The following is a 25,695-nucleotide window of genomic DNA, read 5'->3' as shown; positions in this document are numbered from 1 at the left end:
GGATCGCTGGCGGATCGAGCTGTTTTTCAAATGGATCAAGCAACACCTGAAGGTCAGGCGTTTCCTGGGCCGTAGCGAGAATGCCGTGCGCCTCCAGATGCTCTGTGCGCTGATCAGCTACTTGCTGCTGAGTCTTTACCAACGCAGAACGGGAACGCAGCAGAGCCTGTGGATGCTGATGGTGGAGGTGCAGGCGACGCTGTTTCAGCGCCCTGGCCTGGAAGCCGAACGTTACCGACGACGGCAGGAGCGAATACGCGAGATCAACCTGCGTCAGGGCCAACTGTTGATAGCATGAGGCGTGCCGGACAGCAGTGCGCGTTCGCGGGAATGACGGGGGTTGGGGCGCGTGCCGAGCCCATCCCCGTCGTCCCCGCTCCAGTCCGTAGGATGGGTGAAACCCATCGCCCTGGCCTTGATGGGTTGCCCCCATCCTACAGGCTCGATCCATCCGGCGAGGTTCACTGGATTCCCGCGAACGCGGGGAACCAGAAAAAGCCCCTTTGCCGGGGGTTAGACTCGGCTTTCGACACCCTCGCGCAGGAAGCGCGGGGCGATGTAGCGATCGTAATGGGCTTCGGAAAGCAGAAAGAACTCGCGATCGATGGCGTCGCGCAGCGTCGGCAGCTCCCAATGGCGGAACTCCGGCAACAGCACCACGCCATAGGCGTCCAGTTGGTTGATCAGCCGCGCCCCACGGGCGATCAGTTGGTAGGCCCAGCAATAGGGGGACTGCTCGGGAACGAAGCGGATGCTGTGCTGTTCGAGCTGGCCGCGCAGACGAACGGCATCGAATACATCCAGCTTCGCCTGCATCACCTGCACCAGCAGGTATTCCAGGCGCTGCCAGACCGCACGTTTTTCATCGTCGTTGTACAGGTTCCAGTTCACCACCTCGTGGTGGAAACGCTTGCAGCCTCGGCACACATGATCGCCATAGACAGTGGAACAGAGGCCGACGCAGGGCGTCTTGATGCGCTGAGTGGACATGGCCGGGGAAGAGACTGGAGGATGGAACGGGCTGGCATATTAGCCCTTTGTCTAGTCAGGGTCACCCCGCTTTGCGTAAGGGTTTCGGCTTAACTTTGCCTTTCCTTTCCAGTAGAATCGCCCCGCCTCCAGGGTCTGTTGACGTTTCGTCACGGCCGCGACGGAGCCTGTTTTAGCGCGGGGCTAGGCGCGAGACGCGAAGTTTGGTCCCCCAAATGAGCGTCGAGCAACGACGCACCGCGCTAAAACAGGCCCGTCCCTCCGGGTTGCGCGGCAAATAGCGCCATGCGGCGTTGCGGGACTTGGCAAGGGAACGACCATTCCCTGCGTCCCGCGCCTTGCCAGGCGCCATTTGGCGCAGCAACGCGGCTCGCGCCGAAACGTCAACAGACCCTAGCGGCGCCGATGTCCGTTGGAAGCTGTTTTCAAAGCGTCACGAGCACAGTTTATCCAGCAGGAACATGTTGGCGCCGGATCTCGCCAGGGTCCTGCGCCAGCCCTCATCAGACCCGTTCCTGCAAGCGTAAAACTTTGAAAACAGCTTCTGGATGGAGCCACTGAAACCATCGTTCCCCGCCCAAAAAGCGATGGAACGGATGTGTTTAGCGGCTTCCGAATGCGTCCCGGACACCCCTTTGGGACCACTGATGAGGGTAATACTGTGCTTGAAGCCTATCGCAAACACGTTGAAGAGCGTGCCGCTCAGGGCATCCCGCCCCAGCCGCTGAACGCCGAACAAACCGCAGGCCTGGTCGAGCTGCTGAAAAATCCCCCGGCCGGCGAAGAAGCCTTCCTCGCCGACCTGATCACCAACCGTGTCCCGCCGGGCGTCGACGAAGCCGCCTACGTCAAGGCCGGTTTCCTGTCCGCCATCGCCAAAGGCGAAGCCAGTTCCCCGCTGATCGACAAGAAGCGCGCCGTCGAGCTGCTGGGCACCATGCAGGGCGGCTACAACATCGCCACCCTGGTCGAGTTGCTGGACAGCGCCGAGCTGGCCGCCGTGGCCGCCGAGCAACTCAAGCACACCCTGCTGATGTTCGACGCCTTCCACGACGTCGCCGAGCGCGCCAAGAACGGCAACGCCAACGCACAGGCCGTGCTGAAGTCCTGGGCCGACGGCGAGTGGTTCACCAACAAGCCGGCGATCGCCGAGAAGTACAGCCTGACCGTGTTCAAGGTCCCCGGCGAAACCAACACCGACGACCTTTCCCCCGCTCCGGACGCCTGGTCCCGCCCGGACATCCCGCTGCACGCCCTGGCCATGCTGAAAATGGCCCGTGACGGCATCGAGCCGGTCCAGCCGGGCAGCATCGGCCCGCTGAAGCAGATCGAAGCGGTCAAGGCCAAGGGTTTCCCGGTCGCCTACGTCGGCGACGTGGTGGGTACCGGTTCCTCCCGCAAGTCCGCCACCAACTCGGTGCTGTGGTTCTTCGGTGACGACATCCCCTACGTGCCGAACAAGCGCGCTGGCGGCTTCTGCTTCGGCAACAAGATCGCCCCGATCTTCTACAACACCATGGAAGACGCCGGCGCCCTGCCGATCGAATTCGACGTCGCCAACCTCAACATGGGCGACGTGATCGACGTCTACCCGTACGCTGGCAAGGTCTGCAAGCACGGCACCGACGAAGTCATCACCACCTTCGAACTGAAGACCCCGGTGCTGCTCGACGAAGTCCGCGCTGGCGGCCGTATCCCGCTGATCATCGGCCGTGGCCTGACCGAGAAGGCCCGCGCCGAACTGGGCCTCGGCCCATCCGACCTGTTCAAGAAGCCGGAACAGCCGGCCGACAGCGGCAAGGGCTACACCCTGGCCCAGAAGATGGTCGGCAAGGCCTGCGGCGTCGCCGGCGTCCGTCCGGGCACCTACTGCGAGCCGAAGATGACCACCGTCGGTTCCCAGGACACCACCGGCCCGATGACCCGCGACGAGCTGAAAGACCTCGCCTGCCTGGGCTTCTCCGCCGACCTGGTGATGCAGTCCTTCTGCCACACCGCCGCCTATCCGAAGCCGATCGACGTCAAGACCCACCACACCCTGCCGGACTTCATCCGCACCCGTGGCGGCGTCTCGCTGCGTCCGGGCGACGGCATCATCCATAGCTGGCTGAACCGCATGCTGCTGCCCGACACCGTCGGCACCGGCGGCGACTCGCACACCCGCTTCCCGATCGGCATCAGCTTCCCGGCCGGTTCCGGCCTGGTGGCCTTCGCCGCCGCCACCGGCGTGATGCCGCTGGACATGCCGGAATCCGTGCTGGTCCGCTTCAAGGGCAAGATGCAGCCCGGCATCACCCTGCGTGACCTGGTGCATGCGATCCCCTACTACGCCATCCAGGCCGGCCTGCTGACCGTCGAGAAGAAAGGCAAGAAGAACATCTTCTCCGGCCGCATTCTCGAGATCGAAGGCCTGGACGACCTGACCGTCGAGCAAGCCTTCGAGCTGTCCGACGCTTCGGCCGAACGCTCCGCCGCCGGTTGCACCATCAAGCTTCCGGAAGACGCTATCGCCGAGTACCTGAAGTCGAACATCACCCTGCTGCGCTGGATGATCAGCGAAGGCTACGGCGATGCCCGCACCATGGAACGTCGCGCCAAGGCGATGGAAGCCTGGCTGGCCAACCCGCAACTGATGGAAGCCGACAAGGACGCCGAGTACGCCGCGGTGATCGAGATCGACCTGGCCGAAGTGACCGAGCCGATCCTCTGCGCCCCGAACGACCCGGACGATGCCCGCCTGCTGTCCACCGTGGCCGGCGACAAGATCGACGAAGTGTTCATCGGTTCGTGCATGACCAACATCGGCCACTTCCGCGCTGCCGGCAAGCTGCTCGACAAGGTCAAGGGTTCGATCCCAACCCGCCTGTGGCTGTCGCCGCCAACCAAGATGGACGCCCACCAACTGACCGAGGAAGGCTACTACGGCATCTACGGCAAGGCCGGTGCGCGCATGGAAATGCCGGGCTGCTCGCTGTGCATGGGTAACCAGGCCCGCGTCGCCGCCAACGCCACCGTGGTGTCGACCTCGACCCGTAACTTCCCGAACCGCCTGGGCGATGGTGCCAACGTGTACCTGGCCTCCGCGGAACTGGCAGCGGTCTCCTCGATCCTCGGCAAGCTGCCGACCGTCGAGGAATACATGGAATACGCGAAGAACATCGACAGCATGGCGGCGGACATCTACCGCTACCTGAGCTTCGACCAGATCGCCGAATTCCGTGAAGCGGCCGCGAACGCCCAGATCCCGGTCGTTCAAGCCTGACGGCAAGCAGCGTGAAGAAAAGCCCCGCCCAGTGCGGGGCTTTTTCTTTGCGGCCCGCCATACCCGTAGGATGGGTGACAACCCATCACCCAATGCACCCGACACACCCCACGGGCCACCTTGCGGACATACTCGCACCAGCTAGTGTTGAGGAGGTGAGCCACTCACTTGTGGCTCCTTTTTTCGACCATCAGGAGTACCGCCCATGAAGCACTGGATTCTCGTCCTTCTCTGCACGCTCGGCCTCGCCGGCTGCGCCAGTGAATACATCATCACCACCACCGACGGCCAGATGTTCACCAGCGATGGCAAACCACGGCTGGACAAGGACACCGGCATGCTCGAGTTCGAGGACAGCGAGGGCCGCAAGCAACAGATCCCGCAAAGCTCGGTCCGGCAGATGCTGGAACGCTGAGCCACGTCCTGGCTCCAGCAGTGGATTCCCGCGTTCGCGGGAATGACGCAAGGTTGGGCCGCGTGCAGGGCCTCTCCCTGTCGTCCCCGCTCCAGTCCGCAGGATGGGTGAAACCCATCGCTCTGGCCTTGATGGGTTGCACCCATCCTACAGGCTCGGTCCATTCAGGCGAGGTTCACTGGATTACCCTGTGAATGACGGGGGCTGGGACACGTGTCGAACCCGATCCCCGTCGTCCTCGCGAACGCGGGGACCCAATAGACCAGCCGCCCCTCCATCACTGGCATATCGCTTGCTTATCCAACTGCAGTGGAACTCTCTCCAACGGCGGAGGCAGTTCATGGACAATGGCGTCGCTTCCGACTGACACTTGCGTGACAGCCGGGACGGCGCCTTTTTGCTTCACGGCGGAATCCTGTCATGACCGAACACAGCAGCACGCGTAGCGATCCCCTGGCCTGGTTGGCCGGCTCCGATGCCCCGGAGAAAAGCATCCTGGAACTGGGCTTCATGCCCCTCACCGACGCGGCTTCGCTGATCGTCGCGGCCACCCAGGGCTTCGCCCAGCCCTACGGCCTGACCCTCAACCTGCGCCGCCAGGCTTCCTGGGCGACGCTGCGCGACAAACTGCTCGGCGGCGAACTGGACGCCGCGCAGATGCTCTACGGCCAGGTCTACGGCACCCACCTTGGCATCGGCGGCGCGGCCACCGGGATGGCCATCCTCATGGGCCTGAACCAGAACGGCCAGGCGATCAATCTGTCCGGGCCGCTCAAGAACGCCGGCGTGAACAGTGCCGAGGCACTCGTCGCCCGCGTGCGCCAAGCCGGTGCGAAATTGACCTTCGCGCAGACCTTCCCCACCGGCACCCATGCCATGTGGCTCTACTACTGGCTGGCAGCCCACGGCATCCACCCGTTGGAGGACGTCGACACCGTGGTGGTGCCGCCGCCACAGATGGTTGCCCACCTGCAGGCCGGCCGCATCGACGGCTTCTGCGCCGGCGGCCCCTGGGGAGCACTGGCGGTCGAACAGGGCCAGGGCTTCACCATCGCCACCAGCCAGCAGATCTGGGCGGATCACCCGGAAAAGGTCCTCGGCGTCACCCGCGAATTCGTCGAGCGCTATCCCAACACCGCGCGCGCCCTGACCATGGCGGTGCTCGAGGCCAGCCGCTTCATCGATGCCAACGAAGAGAACAAGCGCAGCGCCGCCCAGTTGATCGCCGGTCGCGACTATGTCGACGCCCCGCTCTCGGCGATCCAGCCGCGTTTCCTCGGCCAGTACGAGGATGGTCTCGGCCACGCCTGGCAGGACGCCCATCCGCTGCGCTTCTTCGCCGGCGGCGAGGCGACCATGCCCTGGCTGTCCGACGGCATCTGGTTCATGACCCAATTCCGCCGCTGGGGCCTGCTCAAGGATGACCCGGACTACCTTGGCATCGCCCGCCAGGTTCATCGGCTCGAACTCTATACCCAGGCCGCGAATGCCCTCGGCATCGCCGTGGCGCGGCAACCGATGCGCAGCGCCACCCTGCTCGACGGTAGTCACTGGGACGGCAGCGACCCGGCCGGTTACGCCAACGGCTTCGCCATCCACGCGCGCAGCGACAGCGCTGGCACCATCGCCCTCTAATCGAGCACCAAGATGCTACGCATTCTCCTCATCAACGACACAGCGAAGAAGGTCGGTCGCCTGAAGAGCGCCCTGGTCGAGGCGGGCTTCGACGTCATCGACGAGTCCGGGCTGGTCATCGACCTGCCCGAGCGCGTGGAAGCGCTGCGCCCCGACGTGATCCTCATCGACACCGAGTCGCCCGGCCGCGACGTCATGGAGCAGGTCGTACTGGTCAGCCGCGACCAGCCACGACCGATTGTCATGTTCACCGACGATCATGACCCCAGGGCAATGCGCCAGGCCATCCAGGCCGGGGTCAGCGCCTATATCGTCGAAGGCATCCAGGCCGATCGCCTGCAACCGATCCTCGACGTGGCCATGGCCCGCTTCGAGAGCGACCAGGCATTGCGCTCCCAGCTCAGCGCCCGCGAGCAGCAACTGGCCGAGCGCAAGCGCATCGAACTGGCCAAGGGGCTGCTGATGAAGATGAAGAACTGCAACGAGGAAGACGCCTACACCCTGATGCGCCGCCAGGCCATGAGCCGCCAGCAGAAGCTCATCCAGGTGGCCGAACAGATCATCGCCATGCACGACATGCTGGGCCACTGAACGCCCGGCTCGTCGGGCAGGGCCATCCGGGCGCTACCGTCGATCGCTTCGAGCGCATCGTCCCCGGAAGACCACCGCCCATTGGCAGGGAACTGGCATGTCACCGTCGTTCTTCCCGGCACTGGCAGTGCTGCGGTAGTGGCCTGGCGCCCAGGCCCGCAGCAGCGCGGAAGGAATCCTCTCCATCGTTTGCAGGAGGTTCCGGTAATGTCGAAGAAACCATCCAGGGCGACATCCATGCGCCCTACCCTGCGGTTCGCCCTGCTCTTGTGCATCGCCCTGCCTTTCCAGGCCACCCAGGCGGCCCTCGATCCGGACCTCCCGCCCGGCGGCAACTTCGACCTGGACAACTGGAACATCACCGTCCCGGCCGCCGCCCCGGACGGCCCGGCCGATCGTCCGCTGACCGTCTATCCGCCGGACCTGAGCGGCCCGTTCGGCTACTCATCGCCCTGGTTCTACAGCTCGGACGACGGCGCGATGACCTTTTGGGCCCCGGTCGATGGTCTGGCCGGAGGCGGTTCGCCCAAGCCGCGCAGCGAGCTGCGCGAGATGATCGACCCCGGCAATCCTCGTGTGAACTGGGATAGCCATGGCACCTCGATCCTCGAGGCGCAGGTGCGCGTCGCCCAGGTGCCCAGCGACGGCGTGGTGATCATCGGCCAAGTGCACGGTTTCGACTCGCCGCCGCTGGTGCTGCTCTACTACCTCTATGACTTCGCCACCCAGACCGGCCAGGTGATGGTCAAGCTGCAGGGCCTGCCGGTGCACAGCCAGCCCTTCACTCACCACACCCTGGCCAGCGACATCCGGCTGGGGCAATCCTTCGTCTACCAGATCAGGGTGATAGACGGCATCGCCGCCGCCCAGGCCAACAACGGTCCCAGCGCCGAAATGGTCATCGATCCCGCCTGGGACCGGGAAACCTTCTACTTCAAGGCCGGTGCCTACCTGTACAGCCACCAGGGCAATGGTGGCGCACTGGTCCGCTTCTACCGCCTGGCGGCCAGCCACGCACGCAACGACCTGCGCATCGCCAGCAAGGCGACCCTACCCAGCGCCCACGCCAGCCAGCCCTACCAGACCCTGCTGCAAGCCGCGGGCGGGACCGGTGGCGGCACCTGGACGCTGGTCAGCGGACGTCCCCCGGCGGGGCTCGTGCTCGGCCCGGACGGTGCGATCAGCGGCACGCCAGTGGAGAGCGGCAGCCACGGTTTCATGGCCAGGGTCCGCGACGCCGACGGCAACCATATCGCCAAGAGCTTCTCCATCCAGGTCTCCCCCTGAGGCCCCTCGACAGGCGTCATGGAGCGGCGTATGTTGCGCTCCTGGCCAAGGTTCTGGCCAACGTCGCTCGGACGGTTCCGGGCGCTTACGTATCAGAGGAAAACATGGCTGAACAACGTTCAGCGCGCCGCTTCGCGCGTATCGATCGCCTTCCCCCCTACGTCTTCAACATCACCGCCGAACTGAAGATGGCCGCCCGCCGCCGTGGCGAGGACATCATCGACTTCAGCATGGGCAACCCGGACGGCGCCACCCCGCCGCACATCGTCGAAAAGCTCTGCACCACCGCGCAGCGCGGCGACACCCACGGCTACTCCACCTCGCGCGGCATCCCGCGTCTGCGCCGGGCCATCTCGCACTGGTACCGCGACCGCTACGCCGTGGAAATCGACCCGGAAAGCGAAGCCATCGTCACCATCGGCTCCAAGGAAGGCCTGGCGCACCTGATGCTGGCCACCCTCGACCATGGCGACACCGTGCTGGTCCCCAACCCCAGCTACCCGATCCACATCTACGGCGCGGTGATCGCCGGCGCCCAGGTGCGCTCGGTACCGCTGGTGCCGGGCGTCGACTTCTTCGCCGAGCTGGAACGGGCCATCCGCGAGAGCATTCCCAAGCCGAAGATGATGATCCTCGGCTTCCCCTCCAACCCCACCGCCCAGTGCGTGGAGCTGGACTTCTTCGAGCGCGTGGTGGCGCTGGCCAAGCAGTACGACGTGCTGGTGGTGCACGACCTGGCCTATGCCGACATCGTCTACGATGGCTGGACCGCACCGTCGATCATGCAGGTGCCGGGCGCCAAGGACATCGCCGTGGAGTTCTTCACCCTGTCGAAGAGCTACAACATGGCCGGCTGGCGGATCGGCTTCATGGTCGGCAACCCGGAACTGGTCAGTGCCCTGGCGCGGATCAAGAGCTACCACGACTACGGCACCTTCACCCCGTTGCAGGTAGCCGCCATCGCCGCGCTGGAAGGCGGCCAGCAATGCGTGCGCGACATCGCCGAGCAGTACCGCCAGCGCCGCAACGTGCTGGTCAAGGGCCTGCACGAAGCCGGCTGGATGGTCGAGAATCCCAAGGCCTCTATGTATGTCTGGGCGAAGATTCCCGAGCCCTACGCCCACCTCGGCTCGCTGGAGTTCGCCAAGAAGCTGCTGGCCGAGGCGAAGGTCTGCGTCTCGCCGGGCATCGGCTTCGGCGACTACGGCGACGACCACGTGCGCTTCGCCCTGATCGAGAACCAGGACCGCATCCGCCAAGCGGTGCGCGGCATCAAGGCGATGTTCCGTGCCGATGGATTGCTGTCGGGCGCCAAGGCCAGGAAAGCGGCTACCAAGGTGTAGGGTTGTGGCTCGGGGTTGGGGTCAGGCACGCTCCCTCACCCCAGCCCTCTCCCGAAGGGAGAGGGAGCTAACCCGGGGCATAGGGTGGCGCAGTGCGTGAAGTCCACTCCGAACAGCTCCCTCTCCCCCTGGGAGAGGGCTGGAGTGAGGACCGGACTCTCAGTAAACACCAACCCCACAGGACAGACTCCAGCGCGTAGGGTGGGCTTCAGCCCACCAAGCGAACTTGAGGCCCATGTGGTGGGCTGAAGCGGAACGCCGCCCGGCCCACCCTACGGGACGCCATCGCCCCAGACTGAAGCAATCGCGCCCCCATCCCGCCGCGCAACGCACAGGGATGGTTCAATGCCCCCGCCGCCACCGAGCTGACCGGTCCGTCAGCCCACGCGCCCCAACCCCATGATTCACAAGGCCGAAGGCATCCCACCCGCCGCGCGCCCATCCCGTGAAGATCGCCACAACCGACATCGCGGCCAACCTGGCAAGCCCCTTGCAATTCCACCCACAGATTCCTGCGTAGCACGCCAACGGCGGCGGGCCGCGGATCACGGACAACGGCGTCCGTCAGGGCCACTCATCCTCCGGGAGTGGCCCTGGCGTACGCCGTTTTTGTTTTTCGCCCATGAAAAGGACAACTCCATGAGTGATCGTGATTCCAACGAAACGGTAAACAGCAGCCGCCGCAACTTCCTCAAGCAATCCATCGCCGTGGCCGGCGCCGTCGGAGGCGTGACGGCGCTCGGCCTTTCCGCGCCGGGCTTCCTGCGCAGCGCGGCCTGGGCCGCCGGTTCCGACGCCCCGGAGAAAGCCGCGCTGAAGGTCGGCTTCATCCCGCTGACCGACTGCGCCTCGGTGGTGGTCGCCGCCACCCAGGGTTTCGGCGAGAAATACGGCCTGACCATCACCCCGAGCAAGGAAGCCTCCTGGGCCGGCGTGCGCGACAAGCTCAACACCGGCGAGCTGGATGCCTCCCACGTGCTCTACGGCATGATGTACGGCGCCCAGCTCGGCCTCGCCGGCCCGCAGAAGGACATGGCCCTGCTCATGGGCCTGAACCAGAACGGCCAGGCCATCACCCTCTCCAGGCAACTGCGCGAAGCTGGCGTGACCAACGGGGCGCAACTGGCCGAGCGGGTGAAACAGGGCGGCAACCCGCTGACCTTCGCGCAGACCTTCCCCACCGGCACCCACGCCATGTGGCTCTACTACTGGCTCGGCAGCCTGGGCATCAACCCCATGAGCGATGTGAAGACCATCGTCGTGCCACCGCCGCAGATGGTCGCCAACATGCGCGTCGGCAACATGGACGGCTTCTGCGTCGGCGAACCCTGGGGCGCGCGGGCGATCTTCGACAAGATCGGCTTCACCGCGGTGACCACCCAGCAGATCTGGCCCGACCACCCGGAGAAGGTCCTGGGCACCACCCGCGCCTTCGTCGAACAGTACCCCAACAGCGCCCGCGCCCTGATCATGGCCATCCTCGACGCCAGCCGCTTCATCGAGGCCAGCGAGGAGAACCGCAAGAGCACCGCCAAGCTGATTTCCGGCAAGGCCTACGTCAACGCACCGGTCAAGGTCATCGAACCGCGCTTCCTCAGCCAGTACGAAGACGGCCTCGGCAATAGCTGGCAGGACGACCACGCCATGGCCTTCTGCAAGGACGGCAGTGTGAACTTCCCCTACCACTCCGACGGCATCTGGTTCCTCACCCAGTTCAAGCGCTGGGGGCTGATCAAGGAGGACCCGGACTACGCCGCCGTGGCCGCCGCAGTCAACCAGACCCAGCTCTACAGCGAAGCCGCCAGCGCGCTGAACCTGCCGGTGCCGGCCAGCTCGCTGCGCAGCAGCACGCTGATCGACGGCAAGGTCTGGGACGGCAAGGACCCGGCCGCCTACGCCCAATCCTTTGCGATCAAAGCCTGACCCGGAGGTCCGCCATGAACGCTCCCGTGAAAACCCCGTTGCTGCACGACGCGACGCCCCGCAAGCCCCTGCGCGAACGCCTGCCCGGCGGCGAAACGCTGGCAGCCGCCGCCAGGGCCGCGATCCCGCCGCTGCTCGGCATCCTCGCCTTCATCGGCCTGTGGGCGCTGATCGCCAGCCGCAGCGAGGGCCTGCCCGGCCCGCTGAGCACCTGGCAGGCCGCCCTGGTGCTGTTCGCCGATCCGTTCTACGACAACGGCCCGAACGACATGGGCATCGGCTGGAACATCCTCAACTCCCTGGGCCGCGTCGGCATCGGTTTCGGCCTCGCCGCGCTGATCGGCATCCCCCTGGGCTTCGCCATCGGCCGCTTCGCCTTCCTCGCCGGCATGTTGTCGCCGGTGATCAGCGTGCTGCGCCCGGTGTCGCCGCTGGCCTGGCTGCCAATCGGCCTGCTGGTGTTCGAGGCGGCCGGGCCGGCGTCGATCTGGGTGATCTTCATCAGCTCGATCTGGCCGATCATCCTCAACACCGCCGCCGGCGTAGCCAGCGTGCCGCAGGACTATCTCAACGTCGCCCGGGTGCTCCGGCTCAGCGAGTGGAAGGTGCTCACCCGCATCCTCTTCCCGGCCGTGCTGCCGCACCTGATGACCGGCATCCGCCTGGCCATCGGCGTCGCCTGGCTGGTAATCGTCGCCGCGGAAATGCTCACCGGCGGCATCGGCCTGGGCTTCTGGGTGTGGGACGAGTGGAACAACCTCAACGTCGAACACATCCTCATCGCCATCATCATCGTCGGCCTGGTCGGCCTGGCCCTGGAACAGGTCCTGCTACTGCTCGCCCGGCGCTTCGACTACGCCAGTTGAACCCCGGCCGGCCGGCGTTCCGCTTCGGCCCACCGAGCCGGGCTTGACCTCGTATTGGTGGGCTGGAGCCCACCCTACGGCATATCGAGACAGGAGAATCCCGATGGACAAATTCGTGGAGCTGACCCGCGTCAGCAAGCATTTCGACACCAAGAAAGGCCGCTTCCAGGCCCTGGCCGACGTCAACCTGAGCATCGCCCGTGGCGAGTTCGTCTCGCTGATCGGCCACTCCGGCTGCGGCAAGTCCACCGTGCTCAACCTGATCGCCGGGCTGCTGGAGCCCAACGAGGGCGGCCTGATCTGCAATGGCCGGGAGATCGACGGTCCCGGCCCGGAGCGCGCCGTGGTATTCCAGAACCACAGCCTGCTGCCCTGGATGACCTGCTACGGCAACGTCCACCTGGCGGTGGAAAAGGTCTTCGGCGGCAAGGAGAACAAGGCCCAGCTCAAGGCCCGCAGCGAGGCGGCGCTGAACATGGTCGGCCTCGGCCACGCGATGCACAAGCACCCCAACGAGATCTCCGGCGGCATGAAGCAGCGCGTCGGCATCGCCCGCGCCCTGGCCATGCAACCCAAGGTGCTGCTGATGGACGAGCCCTTCGGCGCCCTGGACGCCCTCACCCGCGCCCACCTGCAGGACGAGCTGCTGCGCATCGTCGGCGAGACCCACAGCACGGTGGTGATGGTCACCCACGACGTGGACGAGGCGGTGCTGCTCTCCGACCGCATCGTGATGATGACCAACGGCCCGGCGGCCACCGTGGGCGAGATCCTCGAGGTCGAGCTGCCGCGTCCGCGCGACCGCCTGGCCCTGGCCAACGACGCCCGCTACCACGAGTACCGCACCGCCGTGCTGGAATTCCTCTACCAGCGCCAGCGGCGCCCGGCAGCCTGAATTGGACGGCGGGCCATCGCGGCCCGCCAGGATTCCGGCCGCCAGGCATGACGCGGGCGAGCGAGAGCCATGTTCTTGACGCCCTCTTCTGACCATATGGACAGGTTTCCGGAAACCCACCTGTCTAACTGGCAGCATTGCTCCTTCTTGGTACTTTAGTCACTCTGGCACGAAATTTGCCGCTCGTCGGGCCAGCACCTCGACATCAGACCAAAGTCTGAACAAATCCGTTTTTCCGGACTCAGAATTCCTGCCTGGACACATTGCGACTGGCAATGGGTCCGCGAGCATCCGTTTACCCCAGGAAGAAGAACCGCAAAGTGCACGAGTCATGTGCAGCGGTTCTCTTTTGTCCGGAAAACGCGAAGCGCTCAATTACAAGTCGCTGTTAGAACAGCCGTTCCAATAACTTCTGAACGGGTACGGGAGTACTACTCCAATAATCGATGCAACAGCATCGGCCTGATAATCAGCCGTTTGAAAAAGAGGTATCCCCATGGATATTAATCAACTCTTTACTTCCCTGTTCACCCAGGGAGTAACCATGGACCTGGTACGCATGGGAATCGTCTATGCCCACTTGATCGCTTGCTGTGTCGCTATCGGCATGGTCATCGTCAGCGACTTCTCGATGATCAAGAAGTTGATCGGTGGTGGCTCTTCCACCCAGGACAGCGATCACCTCGCGAAACTCAAGGATACCGTCCTCATCGCCCTGGCCGCGCTGTGGATCACCGGCCTCATGATCATCGGGCTGGATGTCTCGATCAAAGGCATGGAGTACTTCCTGAACCCCAAACTGCAAGCCAAGATACTGATCGTCACGCTGCTCACCATCAATGGCTTCGCACTCCACCAGTTCGTCATGCCCGCCATGGAAAAGGCCGGCTGCATTCTCAAGATGGCGCCCAACGCCCGTACCCTGGCCATATTCGCGGGTACCGTCTCCGGCGTTTCCTGGTTGTATGCCGCCCTGCTCGGCATCGGCCGCCCGCTGGCCTGGAAATACAGCCTCCACGAACTTCTCATCGCCTATCCGCTGTTGATCGCGGCCGGCTTCACCATGATGGTCCTGCTGGTCGACTGGAAAACCTCCAGAAGCAAGGCGAAACCCGAACCGGCCATGTCCTACGCAGGCATCCTGGCGTTCAAGCATCGCTGAGTTGATTATCTGAAAAATCGAACAGGGAAGTTCGACGCCTGTAACTTTGTTCAAGAACAAACCCTACAATAAGAAAAATGTTGGCGAGGTAGATATGACCGCCAATACATGATCGGCCGGTTATTCGATAACACACTCTTCCGCCCCGTCTCGCGAAGCATTCGCTGCGAACGCAGGAAACACTTAGTTCCAAAGACTCATTTCCTTTGCTCTTCCTTTCGGTATCGAATGGCAGCTCCATTCCCGAGCAGCCTCGAACCGAGCCATGCCAAGACGCCTGTCCCTGCTTCCCGCCCTACTCTGCGTGCCACTGGCCGCGGCCGATACCGGTCTGCTGCTGGAGCCCACCGTGGTCAGCGGCTCGCGCAGCGAAGCCGCCGGCTTCGACCTGCCGTTCTCGGTGGACAGCCTCGACCGCCGCCAGATCAGCGAGGGACAGCCGGGCATCAATGCCTCGGAAGTGCTGCAACGGGTACCCGGACTGGTGGTGCAGAACCGCCAGAACTACGCCCAGGACCTGCAGATTTCCTCGCGCGGCTTCGGCTCCCGGGCGACCTTCGGGGTGCGCGGGATCAAGCTGATCGCCGATGGCATTCCCGCCAGCACACCGGACGGCCAGGGCCAGGCGGCCACCTTCGACCTCGACACCGCCGAACGCATCGAGGTGCTGCGCGGGCCGATGGCCACGCTGTACGGCAGCAACGCGGGCGGCGTGATCCAGTTGTTCTCCCGCGACGGTGAAGGCCCGCCGAAGCTGTCCGCCGGAACCGCCTTCGGCAGCGATGGGCTGCGCAAGGAACGCCTGAGCGCCGAGGGTGGGACGGGCAGGGTCGGCTTCATCGTCGACAGCTCGCGGCTGGACACCGATGGCTATCGCGATCACAGCGCCGCCCGCCGCGAACAGAACTTCGCCAAGCTCAGCCTCGAGCCCGACGACGACAGCCGCCTGGCGCTGATCTACAGCGACCTCAACCAGCAGAGCGACGATCCGCTGGGCCTCTCCTGGGACGCCTATCGCGCCGATCCGCGTTCGGTGGCGCCGGTCGCCCTGCAGTTCGACACGCGCAAGAGCATCGACCACCGCCAGCTCGGCCTCAACTACGAGCGCCATATCGGCGATGCGCGCCTGCAAGCCACCCTGTATGCCGGCACGCGCCGGGTGGTGCAGTACCAGTCGATCCCATCGGCGCCGCAGGCGGCTCCCGGCCATTCCGGCGGGGTGATCGACTTCGACCGCGAGTTACACGGCGGCAGCCTGCGCTGGCTGCAACCGGTCGACGCGCTGCCGGGCGAGTTCGAATGGGTGATCGGTCTCGACTACGACGTCAGCGAGGACGACCGCCAGGGCTACGAGAACTTCGTCGGCTCGCAACTGGGCGTGAAGGGCCGCCTGCGCCGCGACGAGATCGACACCGTCACCAGCCTCGACCCCTACATCCAGGCCAACTGGCGCCTCGGCGACTGGACCTTGCAGGCCGGCCTGCGCCACAACCGCGTCGAGGCGGAAGTGGACGACCATTTCCTCGCCAACGGCGACGACAGCGGCAGCCGCGCCTACCGCAAGAACACCCCGGCCATCGGCGTGATGTACGCCTTCACGCCCGAACTGCACGGCTACGTCAGCGCTGGCAAGGGCTTCGAGACGCCGACCATGACCGAGCTGGCCTACTCGCCCGGCACCGGCGGCTTCAACCTCGGCCTCGATCCGTCGACCAGCACCCAGTACGAGATCGGCCTCAAGGCGCGACTGGGCGAAGGCACGCGGCTGAACGCGGCGCTGTTCCAGATCCGCACCGACGACGAACTGGTGGTCGCCTCCGCCCAGGGCGGCCGCACCACCTACCAGAACGCCGCGCGCACCCTGCGCCAGGGCTTCGAGCTGGGTATCGACAGCCAGTGGAACGAACACTGGAGCACCAGCCTCGCCTATACCCGGCTGGACGCCACCTATGACGACGATTTCGTCAGCAACGGGAGGGCCGTGGAAAAAGGCAACCACCTGCCCGGCGTGCCCGGCACCGCGCTGTACGGCGAACTGGCCTGGCGCCCGCGCGACGGCATCGCCAGCGCCATCGAAGGGCTGTACCGCAGCAAGGTCTACGTCGAGGACAGCAACCAGGCCAGGGCCGCGCCCGGCTACGCGGTGTTCAACTGGCGTACGCGCCTGGAACAGAACCTGGGCAACTGGACCTTCGGCCAGACCCTGCGCATCGATAACCTGTTCGACCGCGACTACATCGGCTCGGTGATCGTCGCCGACGGCAACGGCCGCTACTACGAGCCCGCGCCGGGGCGCAACTGGTACGCCGGAGCGGACATCGCCTATCACTTTTGACCTTTCGCGGGGTGTGCCGCCCGCACCGAGCGATGATCATCTCGAAGCGCGTACCCGTTCCATAGTCCGCCCCTCACCCCAGCCCTCTCCCGAGGGGAGAGGGAGTCGATCCGAGTAGCCGGTGAGCACGGTGCTTCCCTGATCGATGTGCCACATACCCGTAGGGTGCGCCGTGCGCACCTTACCGAAGCCGAGGGGCAGCCATTATCCGGCCAGTACCCGTTCGTCACCGGCGTTGAACTTACCGCCACACCACCTACCGAACAGCGGATATCTCACGCCCGAAAGGTAGTCGCAGTGATCGACCTCAGCACCTGGATGCTCACCATTCCCAGCCAGACCTCCGCCACCGAAATCAATACCGCCCGCCTCAACAACAACTACCAGAGCCAATACTTCCGCAAGCACTCCGACGGCAGCGTGACCTTCTGGGTGCCGGTCACCGGCAGCCATACCGAGAACGCCAGCTACCCACGCAGCGAACTGCGCGAGACCCAGGCCGACGGCAGCCTCAGCTACTGGCCCTACACCCAGGCGGACAACTACCTGAGCGCGGTGCTGACGGTGAACCAGGTGCCGAGCAAGAACAAGATCGTCATCGGCCAGATCCACAGCAAGAACCAGCCCGGCAGCCAGAACGACCCGCTGCTAAAGCTGCAGTACCACTACCGCAACGGCGTCGGCCGGATCGAGGCGCTGCTGCGCAAGCGACCCGGCGACAAGGAAGTGCAGAACATCCTGATCGCCGAGAACATCCAGCTCGGCGAGCGCTTCGGCTACGACCTGCGCCTGACGCCCACCGGCAAGCTCGGCATCAGCGTGAGCAGCAGCAGCGGCGACAAGGGCTCGCACTACCAGCCGATCAGCGCCTACTGGAGCAAGCAGTTGCTGTACTTCAAGGCCGGCGCCTACGTGCAGGACAACGACGGACCGGACAACGAGGGCGGCCGGGTGACCTTCTACTGGCTCAACGCCGTGCACAAATGAGCCGGGAACGCGGAAAGGCGGCAGCGAGGGTAGAATCGCCGCCTTTCCCACGCCTCAGAGATCGACCATGGCCCGCCTCACGCTCGAATTCCCCGAACAGCAGTTCTGCTACAGCACCCACCTGACCGTTCGGGTCACCGACATCAACGCGGCCAACCACCTGGGCAACGACTCGATGATCTCGATGATTTCCGAGGCCCGCGCGCGCTTCCTGTTCGAGTTCGGCATCCGCGAGACCGAGGAAAGCGGCACCGGCATCATCGTCACCGACCTGGCCACCACCTACCGAGCCGAGGCCCACGCCCGCGACCAGTTGCTGTTCGAGGTCGGGGTAATGGACTTCAACAAGTACGGCGGCGACATCATCTTCCGCATCAGCCGCCCGGCCGACGGAACCCTGGTGGCCATGGCCAAGTCCGGTTTCGTGTTCTTCGACTACCGGCAGTCGAAGGTGGTGCGGATGCCGGAATCGTTCAGCGCGAAGTTCCCCCAGGTCAACTGGCTCGATTGACGGTTGACTGGATTCCCGCGTGCGTGGGAATGACGGAGTCGGCGGAACGCACGGTGTCTCCCCCCGTCTTCCCCGCGCACGCGGGACCCAATAGACACACATGGGGCGGATGTCGCTCTTTACATCCACCGGTGATGGTGGAAAACGCTTCGCGGTTTTCCACCCTACGAGAGAGGATTCCCGCGTACGTGGGGAATGACGGAGCCAGCGGAACGCGCGGTGTCTCCTCCCCCGTCATACCCGCGAACGCGGGGACCCAATGAACACGGGAAAAACAACGCCCCAATTCGATGCACACGGGAGCCCCTCATGCGCCCTTATGCATCACGCCCCGTCTCCACCCCACCTGCGACCGCCGAAAACCGGGCCTCGCGGACCTGGCTCAGGTCTTGCTAATCCACTGTCACGGGTAGCCAATGGCGGTTGCCTCCACGCACGACAAAGACGTCGCCCCACCCTCGCCCCTCCGGCGATCAGGTGTAGCGACGTCTTTTCGTTTCGGCCCCAGCGATCGGGGTCGGTGGAGCGGCCGCGATCCGGCGCTCCGCTTGTAGCTCTTTCAACCCGCTGTGGCTCCGGCCACAGGCGCCGTGCCACGAGCACGACGCCCTCCCGGCGCTTGCGCGGAGCCATGCCCACGATCATGGCGCCGCGCAAGTGCCGGGCCCTACAAACGGACGAGGTGTCAGATGAATGCAAGTTTCTGGAAGGCCGGGCACAAACCCACTCTGTTCGCCGCCTTTCTCTATTTCGACCTGAGCTTCATGATCTGGTACGTGCTCGGCCCGCTGGGCGTGCAGATCGCCGCCGACCTCGGCCTGAGCACCCAGCAACGGGCGATGATGGTCGCCACGCCGATCCTTGCCGGCGCCGTGCTGCGTTTCCTGATGGGCCTGCTGGCCGACCGTACCTCGCCGAAGACCGCCGGCCTGATCGGCCAGGTGATCGTCATTGTGGCGCTGCTGGGCGCCTGGCTGATGGGCATCCGCAGCTACGAGCAGGCGCTGCTGCTCGGCCTGTTCCTCGGCGTCGCCGGCGCCTCCTTCGCCGTCGCCCTGCCGCTGGCTTCCCAGTGGTATCCGCCGCAGCACCAGGGCAAGGCCATGGGCATCGCCGGCGCCGGCAACTCCGGCACCGTGCTGGCCGCCCTGTTCGCGCCCGGCCTGGCCGCGCTGTTCGGCTGGAACAACGTGTTCGGCCTGGCGCTGATCCCACTGGTGCTGACCCTGGTCATCTTCGCCAGCGTCGCGCGCAACGCTCCCGAGCGCCCCGCACCCAAGCCGCTGGCCGATTACCTCAAGGCCCTCGGCGACCGCGATAGCTGGTGGTTCATGTTCTTCTACAGCGTGACCTTCGGCGGCTTCCTCGGCCTGGCCAGCACCCTGCCCGGCTACTTCCACGACCAGTACGCCTTCGACCCGGTGAAGGCCGGCTACTACACCGCCGCCTGCGTGTTCGCCGGCAGCCTGATGCGCCCGCTGGGCGGCGCGCTGGCCGACCGCATCGGCGGCATCCGTTCGCTGCTGGTGATGTACACGGTAGCGGCCATCTGCATCGCCGCGGTGGGCTTCAACCTGCCTAGCTCGACCGCCGCGCTGGCGCTGTTCGTGGTCGCCATGCTCAGCCTGGGCGCTGGCAATGGCGCGGTGTTCCAACTGGTGCCCCAGCGCTTCCGCCGGGAGATCGGCGTGATGACCGGGCTGATCGGCATGGCTGGCGGCATCGGCGGCTTCTGCCTGACCGCCGGACTCGGCGCCATCAAGCAGCACACCGGCGACTACCAGCTCGGCCTGTGGCTGTTCGCCAGCCTCGGCGTGCTGGCCTGGTTCGGCCTGTACGGCGTGAAGCGGCGCTGGCGCACCACCTGGGGCAGCGCGGCGGTCACGGTCGCGCGGGTTTGAGAGAAGTTGTAGGGTGCGCCGTGCGCACGGCGCACCCGACGCTTTTTCGCCCAGCCTTCCAGCCTCCAGCGCTCTTATCGGCCTTTGTTGAACGGACCACCCCATGTCCCTGCAACTGCACTTCGGCGACGCCAGCGCCACCGGACCACGCGAGGAAAACCAGGACGCCCTGCGCGTGGTCACTCCGGCGCCAGCGCTGGCGGCCAGCAAGGGCTATCTGTTCGCCCTCGCCGACGGCGTCAGCCAGTGCGCCGATGGCGGGCTGGCCGCGCGGGCGACCTTGCAGGCCCTGGCGCTCGACTACTACGCCACCCCGGAAACCTGGGCGGTGGCGCAGTCCCTCGAACGCCTGCTGATCGCCCACAACCGCTGGCTGCGCGCCAACGGCGGCGGCCAGCCGCTGCTCACCACGCTCACCGCGCTGGTCCTGCGCGGGCGGCGCTTCACCCTGGCGCACGTCGGCGACTGTCGCGCCTATCGCTGGCACGCCGGCGAACTGCAACGCCTCAGCGAGGACCACGTCTGGGACCAACCCGGCATGCAGCACGTGCTCAAGCGCGCACTGGGCCTCGACCAGCACCTGGTGGTGGATTACCTCGACGGCGAACTGCGCACCGGCGAGCGCTTCCTGCTGGTCAGCGACGGTGTCTGGGCGACCCTCGGCGACCACGGTATCCGCCGGATTCTCCAGGACGCCGACGAGCCCGAGGCGATCTGCCAGGCGCTGGTCAGCGCCGCCCACCTGGCCGGCAGCCAGGACAACGCCAGCGCCCTGCTGGTGGAGGTCGGCGAGCTGCCGGAAAGCGCCCTGAGCGACACCCTGGCCCAGCTCGACCACTGGCCGCTGCCGCCAAAGCTGCGCGAAGGCCAGGACTTCGAGGGCTGGCAAGTCGAGCGCCTGCTCGGCGAAACCCGCCAGTCGCTGGTCTACCGGGTGCGCGACGGCCAGGCGCGGCGCTGGCTGCTGAAGGCCCTGCCGGCCAGCCGCGCGGACGATCCGCAAGCAGGGCCGGCACTGCTGCTCGAGGAATGGTTCCTGCGCCGGGTGGCCGGGCGTCACTTCCCGGAGCTCCACCCGCTGCCGCAGCGCCAGCACCTCTACTACGTCCAGCGCGAATACCCCGGCCAGACCCTCGCCGAGCACCTGCGCCTGAACGGCCCGCTGGGCCTGCCGGAGTGGCTGGAGATCGCCCCGCGCCTGCTCAAGGCACTGGGCATGCTGCACCGGCGCAATATCCTGCACCGCGACATCAAGCCGGAGAACCTGCTGTGGGGCGACGACGGCGAGCTGCGCGTGCTGGACTTCGGCCTCGCCTACTGCCCCGGCCTGTCCCGCGACGAGGACCACAGCCTGCCGGGCACGCCCAGCTACATCGCCCCGGAAGCCTTCGGCGGCGCGCCGCCGACTCCCCAGCAGGACCTCTACGCGGCTGGCGTGACGCTCTATCACCTGCTCACCGGCCACTATCCCCACGGCGAGATCGAAGCCTTCCAACACCCGCGCTTCGGCCAGCCGACCCCAGCCAGCCGCTACCGCCCCGACCTGCCGGCCTGGCTCGACGAATGCCTGAGCCGCGCCGTGGCCGCCGACCCGGCCCAGCGCTTCGAAACCGCCGAGGAATGGCTGCTAATCCTCGAACAGGGCGAACGCCGGGCACTCGACACACGCCCCCGGCCCTTGCTGGAGCGCGAGCCGCTGAAGGTCTGGCGCGGCGTGGCGCTGGTCTCGCTGCTGATCAACGCGGCCCTGCTGATCTGGCTGCTCGCCTGATCCCGTCCCCGTAGGGTGGGCTTCAACCCACCACCGGCCACGCGGTCTTTTTCGGTGGGCTGAAGCCCACCCTACTAAACATTGCCTTGAGACATGACTCCGGGGGCCCTGACCGGCTATACATAGCCTTCAAGATCCGAAGGAAGTCAGGACGACCATGCCACAACCGGGCACCCTCGAACTGGAAACCACCCAGACTCCACCACGCCTGCGTGTGCGCGGCGACTGGACACTGGCGCACTATGCGCAGCTCAAGTCGCAGATCCAGCGCACGCCGGAGAGCGCGTCCAGCGGCGGCGCGCAAGTGGATCTCGCCGAACTGGGGCAACTGGACACCGCCGGCGCGGCGCTGCTCGGCCGCTGGCTCGGCGAAGAGCGCCTGCTCGAAGTAGCGAGCAACACACCCGGCCTGCCGGTCGAGCGCCTGGCGCTGCTGCGCACCGTGGGCCAGGCGCTGAACACCTGCCCGAGCACGCCCGGCGAGCCCAGTGGGCCGGCGCTGGTCGAAGTGCTCGCACACATCGGCTGCGCGGTGTCCGATTTCGCGAAGCAAGTGATGGCCCTGCTCGGCTTCATCGGCCTGACCCTCGAATGCCTGCTGCGCAGCCTGTTGTGGCCACGCCGCTGGCGGATCACCTCGCTGGTGGCGCATATCGAGCAGACCGGCTTCAACGCCATCCCGATCATCGCCCTGCTGACCTTCATGGTCGGCGCGGTGGTGGCCTTCCTCGGCGCCACGGTGCTCGCCGAGTTCGGCGCCACCATCTACACCGTGCACCTGGTGGCCTTCTCCTTCCTCCGCGAATTCGGCGTGCTGCTCACCGCCATCCTCATGGCCGGGCGCACGGCCAGCGCCTTCACCGCGCAGATCGGCTCGATGAAAGCCAACGAGGAGATCGACGCCATCCGCACCCTCGGCCTCGACCCGATGGAGCTGCTGGTGCTGCCGCGCATGCTGGCGATGCTGATCAGCCTGCCGATCCTCACCTTCATCGCCATGCTCTGCGGCATCGTCGGCGGCGGCATGGTCAGTACCCTGATGCTGGACGTGTCGCCGGCGATGTTCCTGTCGATCCTGCAATCGGACATTCCCGTGCGGCACCTCTACATCGGCCTGGCCAAGGCGCCGTTCTTCGCCTTCCTGATCGCCGTCATCGGCTGCCTCGAAGGCTTCAAGGCCAGCGGCAGCGCCAAGTCGGTGGGCGACCACACCACGTCCAGCGTGGTGCAATCGATCTTCGTGGTGATCCTGCTGGACGCCATGGCGGCATTGTTCTTCATGGAGATGGGCTGGTGACGGACGACGTATTGGTGGAAGTGCGCGGGCTGGTCAACCGCTTCGGCCCGCAGGTGGTGCACGACAATCTCGACCTGGACATCCGCCGCCGCGAGATCCTCGGCGTGGTCGGCGGCTCGGGTACCGGCAAGTCGGTGCTGCTGCGCAGCATCGTCGGCCTGCTGCGGCCGGCGGCCGGCAGCGTCAAGGTGTTCGGCGAAAACCTGCTGGAACTGCCGCCCGAACGCCGTTCGCAGGTGGAGCGGCGCTTCGGCGTGCTGTTCCAGCGCGGCGCCCTGTTCTCCTCGCTGACGGTGATCGAGAACATCGCCCTGCCGCTGATCGAGCACGCCGGCCTGGACCGCCCCTCGGCCGAGCGCCTGGCGCGGGTCAAGGTCGCCCTGGCCGGGCTGCCGGCCAACGCCGGCGACAAGTACCCGGACTCGCTGTCCGGCGGCATGGTCAAGCGCGCCGCGCTGGCCCGCGCACTGGCCATGGACCCGGAAATCCTCTTCCTCGACGAACCCACCGCCGGCCTCGACCCGATCGGCGCGGCGGCCTTCGACCAGTTGATCCTCACCCTGCGCGACGCGCTGGGCCTCAGCGTGTTCCTGGTCACCCACGACCTCGACACGCTGTACAGCATCTGCGACCGGGTCGCGGTCCTCTCGCAGAAACGCGTGCTGGTCGCCGACAAGCTCTCGGTGGTCGAGGCCACCGACGACGACTGGATTCGCGAATATTTCCACGGCCCGCGTGGCCGCGCGGCGGAGTACGCCGCCAGCCAGGAGAAACACTGATGGAGACCCGTGCGCATCACGTCCTGATCGGCCTGTTCACCGTGGTCACGGTGGGCGCCGCCCTGCTGTTCGCCCTGTGGCTGGGCAAGTCCAGCGTGGACAAGGAATTCGCCCTCTACGACGTGGTGTTCGAGGAGGCGGTGACCGGCCTGTCGGTCGGCAGCGGCGTGCAGTACAGCGGCATCAAGGTCGGCGACGTGGTACAGCTCAAGCTCGATCCCAAGGACCCGCGCAAGGTGCTCGCGCGCATCCGCGTCGGCGGCGACACGCCGATCAAGGAAGACACCCGCGCCCGCCTGGCCCTGACCAGCATCACCGGCGGCTCGGTGATCCAGCTCTACAGCGGCTCGCCGATGAGCCCGCCGCTGGCCACCCGCAACGACAGGCCGGCGGTGATAGTCGCCGACCGCTCGCCGCTGTCGCGCCTGCTGGCCGACGGCGAAGATCTGGTCAGCAACGTCAACCGGCTGATCCTCAACGCCAACCGGATGTTCTCCAGGCGCAACATCGAGCGTATCGGCAACACCCTGGAAAACCTCGACAAGACCACCAGCGTGCTCGCCGAGCAACGCGACGATATCAAGCGGACCCTCGAACAGCTCGCCGAGGTCAGCAGGCACGCCAGCGTCACCCTGCAACAGACCGGCGAGCTGGCGCGCAACGCCAACAGCCTGGTCGACAAGCAAGGTCGCGACATCCTCGACAACGCCGCCCAGACCATGGCCGCGCTGGACCGCAGCAGCCGGAACATCGAGCAGATCATCGGCAACAACAAGGACGCGCTAAGCGGCGGCCTGCAGAGCCTCGGCGAACTGGGCCCGGCCATCGTCGAACTGCGCGGCACCCTCGCCTCGCTGCGCCAACTCACCCGCCGCCTTTCGGAAAACCCCGGCAGCCTGTTGCAGGGACGCCAACAGATCGAGGAGTTCGAACCATGACCATCGTCCGCTACCTGTCGCTGGCGGGCCTCGCCTTCGTGCTGACCGCCTGCTCGATCCTGCCCGAGGCCGAGCCGGTGCAGATCTACCTGCTGCCGCCGGCCAGCCTCCAGCCGGCCGCTGGCGCGCGGGTGGAGCGCTCGCTGCGCATCGTCCGCCCGCAGGCCAGCATGATCCTCGACAGCGCCCGCATCGCGGTGACCCCCGAGGGCAGCCAGATCAGCAGCTACAAGGGCGCGCGCTGGGGCGATACCGCGCCGGCCCTGCTGCGCGACCGGCTGGTGACGCTCTTCCAGACCGACGGCCGGTTCGCTGCCGTGAGCAGCGACGAACAGCACCTGCTGGTGGATCTCGACCTCCTGGGCACCCTGTCGGCGTTCCAGACCGAATACCGCGACGGCCGCCCCGAAGTGGTGATCCGCTACGACGCACACCTGGCCAGCGCCGGCTCGCAACGCATCCTCGCCAGTCGCCGCTTCGAGGTACGCCAGGCGCCCAGGGACGCGCAGGTCGGCGCGGTGGTGGAAGCCTTCGGCCTGGCCAGCGAGCGGTTGGCCAGGGAGATGATCGACTGGGCCGCCGGGCAGGCTCGGGTGGTCAGGTGATTCCAGGGATGGAGTGATGGGTTTCGCTTCGCTCACCCATCCTACGGTTTGGCATTGTGGATAGGGTGAGGGAGCGGGCTTTCCCCCTCACACCAAAATTCAGTCAGCAAGGGCCAAACTCCCTCGTGGTGGGTTAAAGCGGAACTCCGCCCCACCCTACGCCAACCCGCACCATAACGGCGCCAACCCGCCTTAAACCGGT

General features: G+C 66.0%; 21 protein-coding genes. 20 read left to right on the top strand and 1 reads right to left on the bottom strand.

The window, feature by feature from the left end; all coding sequences use genetic code 11:
* Positions 1-298: transposase (locus tag PSEWESI4_RS22700; RefSeq protein WP_187673509.1), on the top strand; the 298-nt coding region annotated here is incomplete at its 5' end.
* 215 nt (positions 299-513) lie between these two features.
* Here the strand turns inward: PSEWESI4_RS22700 and PSEWESI4_RS22695 are convergent.
* A complete protein-coding gene (locus tag PSEWESI4_RS22695) occupies positions 514-990 on the bottom strand; it encodes a DUF1289 domain-containing protein (protein WP_187673508.1) in 477 nt (158 codons plus the stop codon).
* 661 nt (positions 991-1,651) lie between these two features.
* Here PSEWESI4_RS22695 and acnB point away from each other — a divergent pair.
* From acnB to PSEWESI4_RS22600, 19 genes are all read left to right on the top strand, one after another.
* A complete protein-coding gene (gene acnB, locus PSEWESI4_RS22690; RefSeq protein ID WP_187673507.1) occupies positions 1,652-4,252 on the top strand; it encodes a bifunctional aconitate hydratase 2/2-methylisocitrate dehydratase in 2,601 nt (866 codons plus the stop codon).
* A 205-nt stretch (positions 4,253-4,457) separates the two neighbouring features.
* Entirely contained in the window at positions 4,458-4,667 is a 210-nt protein-coding gene (locus PSEWESI4_RS22685; RefSeq protein ID WP_187673506.1) for a YgdI/YgdR family lipoprotein, read from the top strand.
* A 420-nt stretch (positions 4,668-5,087) separates the two neighbouring features.
* Complete coding sequence (locus PSEWESI4_RS22680) at positions 5,088-6,302, top strand: CmpA/NrtA family ABC transporter substrate-binding protein (protein ID WP_187673505.1); 1,215 nt, start codon at positions 5,088-5,090, stop codon at positions 6,300-6,302.
* Positions 6,303-6,314: 12 nt separating this feature from the next.
* The gene (locus PSEWESI4_RS22675) at positions 6,315-6,893 is read left to right on the top strand and encodes an ANTAR domain-containing response regulator (protein WP_187673504.1); all 579 of its coding nucleotides are present in this window, start codon (positions 6,315-6,317) and stop codon (positions 6,891-6,893) included.
* A 237-nt stretch (positions 6,894-7,130) separates the two neighbouring features.
* Positions 7,131-8,180 carry a polysaccharide lyase family 7 protein gene (locus PSEWESI4_RS22670; protein WP_187673503.1) on the top strand — a complete coding sequence of 350 codons (1,050 nt, stop codon included), beginning with the start codon at positions 7,131-7,133 and terminating at the stop codon, positions 8,178-8,180.
* Between the two features lie 104 nt (positions 8,181-8,284).
* A complete protein-coding gene (gene alaC, locus PSEWESI4_RS22665) occupies positions 8,285-9,523 on the top strand; it encodes an alanine transaminase (RefSeq protein ID WP_187673502.1) in 1,239 nt (412 codons plus the stop codon).
* A gap of 639 nt (positions 9,524-10,162) precedes the next feature.
* On the top strand, positions 10,163-11,446 hold the full coding sequence (locus PSEWESI4_RS22660; RefSeq protein WP_187673501.1) for a CmpA/NrtA family ABC transporter substrate-binding protein: 1,284 nt from the start codon (positions 10,163-10,165) through the stop codon (positions 11,444-11,446).
* 14 nt (positions 11,447-11,460) lie between these two features.
* Entirely contained in the window at positions 11,461-12,312 is an 852-nt protein-coding gene (gene ntrB, locus PSEWESI4_RS22655) for a nitrate ABC transporter permease (protein ID WP_187673500.1), read from the top strand.
* Between the two features lie 103 nt (positions 12,313-12,415).
* Complete coding sequence (locus tag PSEWESI4_RS22650; RefSeq protein WP_187673499.1) at positions 12,416-13,207, top strand: ABC transporter ATP-binding protein; 792 nt, start codon at positions 12,416-12,418, stop codon at positions 13,205-13,207.
* A 496-nt stretch (positions 13,208-13,703) separates the two neighbouring features.
* Positions 13,704-14,369, top strand: a complete 666-nt coding sequence (locus PSEWESI4_RS22645; protein ID WP_187673498.1) for a hypothetical protein — start codon at positions 13,704-13,706, stop codon at positions 14,367-14,369.
* A gap of 265 nt (positions 14,370-14,634) precedes the next feature.
* Positions 14,635-16,704, top strand: a complete 2,070-nt coding sequence (locus PSEWESI4_RS22640; RefSeq protein ID WP_187673497.1) for a TonB-dependent receptor family protein — start codon at positions 14,635-14,637, stop codon at positions 16,702-16,704.
* A 297-nt stretch (positions 16,705-17,001) separates the two neighbouring features.
* Positions 17,002-17,691 carry a polysaccharide lyase family 7 protein gene (locus PSEWESI4_RS22635; protein WP_187673496.1) on the top strand — a complete coding sequence of 230 codons (690 nt, stop codon included), beginning with the start codon at positions 17,002-17,004 and terminating at the stop codon, positions 17,689-17,691.
* A 67-nt stretch (positions 17,692-17,758) separates the two neighbouring features.
* A complete protein-coding gene (locus PSEWESI4_RS22630) occupies positions 17,759-18,202 on the top strand; it encodes a thioesterase family protein (RefSeq protein WP_187673495.1) in 444 nt (147 codons plus the stop codon).
* A 689-nt stretch (positions 18,203-18,891) separates the two neighbouring features.
* Complete coding sequence (locus PSEWESI4_RS22625) at positions 18,892-20,103, top strand: MFS transporter (RefSeq protein ID WP_187673494.1); 1,212 nt, start codon at positions 18,892-18,894, stop codon at positions 20,101-20,103.
* Between the two features lie 103 nt (positions 20,104-20,206).
* Positions 20,207-21,874 carry a bifunctional protein-serine/threonine kinase/phosphatase gene (locus PSEWESI4_RS22620; RefSeq protein ID WP_187673493.1) on the top strand — a complete coding sequence of 556 codons (1,668 nt, stop codon included), beginning with the start codon at positions 20,207-20,209 and terminating at the stop codon, positions 21,872-21,874.
* Between the two features lie 157 nt (positions 21,875-22,031).
* The gene (locus PSEWESI4_RS22615) at positions 22,032-23,171 is read left to right on the top strand and encodes an ABC transporter permease (RefSeq protein ID WP_187673492.1); all 1,140 of its coding nucleotides are present in this window, start codon (positions 22,032-22,034) and stop codon (positions 23,169-23,171) included.
* Entirely contained in the window at positions 23,165-23,950 is a 786-nt protein-coding gene (locus tag PSEWESI4_RS22610) for an ABC transporter ATP-binding protein (protein ID WP_187673510.1), read from the top strand. Before PSEWESI4_RS22615 ends, PSEWESI4_RS22610 begins: the two co-directional genes overlap by 7 nt.
* Positions 23,950-24,888 carry an MlaD family protein gene (locus PSEWESI4_RS22605; protein WP_187673491.1) on the top strand — a complete coding sequence of 313 codons (939 nt, stop codon included), beginning with the start codon at positions 23,950-23,952 and terminating at the stop codon, positions 24,886-24,888. The genes PSEWESI4_RS22610 and PSEWESI4_RS22605 overlap by 1 nt, the downstream gene beginning before the upstream one ends.
* Positions 24,885-25,493 carry an ABC-type transport auxiliary lipoprotein family protein gene (locus tag PSEWESI4_RS22600; protein WP_187673490.1) on the top strand — a complete coding sequence of 203 codons (609 nt, stop codon included), beginning with the start codon at positions 24,885-24,887 and terminating at the stop codon, positions 25,491-25,493. Before PSEWESI4_RS22605 ends, PSEWESI4_RS22600 begins: the two co-directional genes overlap by 4 nt.
* Positions 25,494-25,695: the final 202 nt, after the last annotated feature.

This window comes from Zestomonas carbonaria (genome assembly GCF_904061905.1).
In the GTDB taxonomy this organism is placed as follows: Bacteria; Pseudomonadota; Gammaproteobacteria; order Pseudomonadales; family Pseudomonadaceae; genus Aquipseudomonas; species Aquipseudomonas carbonaria.
The sequence above is the reverse complement of the archived record's forward strand: the minus strand, read 5'-3'. Positions and strand labels throughout refer to the sequence as shown.

Excerpts from the sequence above, each read along its gene's own strand:
- PSEWESI4_RS22660 (WP_187673501.1), top strand. The coding sequence starts at position 10,163 with ATGAGTGATCGTGATTCCAACGAAACGGTAAACAGCAGCCGCCGCAAC.
- PSEWESI4_RS22620 (WP_187673493.1), top strand. The coding sequence starts at position 20,207 with ATGTCCCTGCAACTGCACTTCGGCGACGCCAGCGCCACCGGACCACGC.
- PSEWESI4_RS22605 (WP_187673491.1), top strand. The coding sequence starts at position 23,950 with ATGGAGACCCGTGCGCATCACGTCCTGATCGGCCTGTTCACCGTGGTC.
- PSEWESI4_RS22675 (WP_187673504.1), top strand. The coding sequence starts at position 6,315 with ATGCTACGCATTCTCCTCATCAACGACACAGCGAAGAAGGTCGGTCGC.
- ntrB (WP_187673500.1), top strand. The coding sequence starts at position 11,461 with ATGAACGCTCCCGTGAAAACCCCGTTGCTGCACGACGCGACGCCCCGC.
- PSEWESI4_RS22685 (WP_187673506.1), top strand. The coding sequence starts at position 4,458 with ATGAAGCACTGGATTCTCGTCCTTCTCTGCACGCTCGGCCTCGCCGGC.
- PSEWESI4_RS22670 (WP_187673503.1), top strand. The coding sequence starts at position 7,131 with ATGCGCCCTACCCTGCGGTTCGCCCTGCTCTTGTGCATCGCCCTGCCT.
- PSEWESI4_RS22640 (WP_187673497.1), top strand. The coding sequence starts at position 14,635 with ATGCCAAGACGCCTGTCCCTGCTTCCCGCCCTACTCTGCGTGCCACTG.
- PSEWESI4_RS22630 (WP_187673495.1), top strand. The coding sequence starts at position 17,759 with ATGGCCCGCCTCACGCTCGAATTCCCCGAACAGCAGTTCTGCTACAGC.
- PSEWESI4_RS22600 (WP_187673490.1), top strand. The coding sequence starts at position 24,885 with ATGACCATCGTCCGCTACCTGTCGCTGGCGGGCCTCGCCTTCGTGCTG.
- PSEWESI4_RS22645 (WP_187673498.1), top strand. The coding sequence starts at position 13,704 with ATGGATATTAATCAACTCTTTACTTCCCTGTTCACCCAGGGAGTAACC.
- PSEWESI4_RS22615 (WP_187673492.1), top strand. The coding sequence starts at position 22,032 with ATGCCACAACCGGGCACCCTCGAACTGGAAACCACCCAGACTCCACCA.
- PSEWESI4_RS22650 (WP_187673499.1), top strand. The coding sequence starts at position 12,416 with ATGGACAAATTCGTGGAGCTGACCCGCGTCAGCAAGCATTTCGACACC.
- PSEWESI4_RS22695 (WP_187673508.1), bottom strand. The coding sequence starts at position 990 with ATGTCCACTCAGCGCATCAAGACGCCCTGCGTCGGCCTCTGTTCCACT.
- PSEWESI4_RS22680 (WP_187673505.1), top strand. The coding sequence starts at position 5,088 with ATGACCGAACACAGCAGCACGCGTAGCGATCCCCTGGCCTGGTTGGCC.
- PSEWESI4_RS22625 (WP_187673494.1), top strand. The coding sequence starts at position 18,892 with ATGAATGCAAGTTTCTGGAAGGCCGGGCACAAACCCACTCTGTTCGCC.
- alaC (WP_187673502.1), top strand. The coding sequence starts at position 8,285 with ATGGCTGAACAACGTTCAGCGCGCCGCTTCGCGCGTATCGATCGCCTT.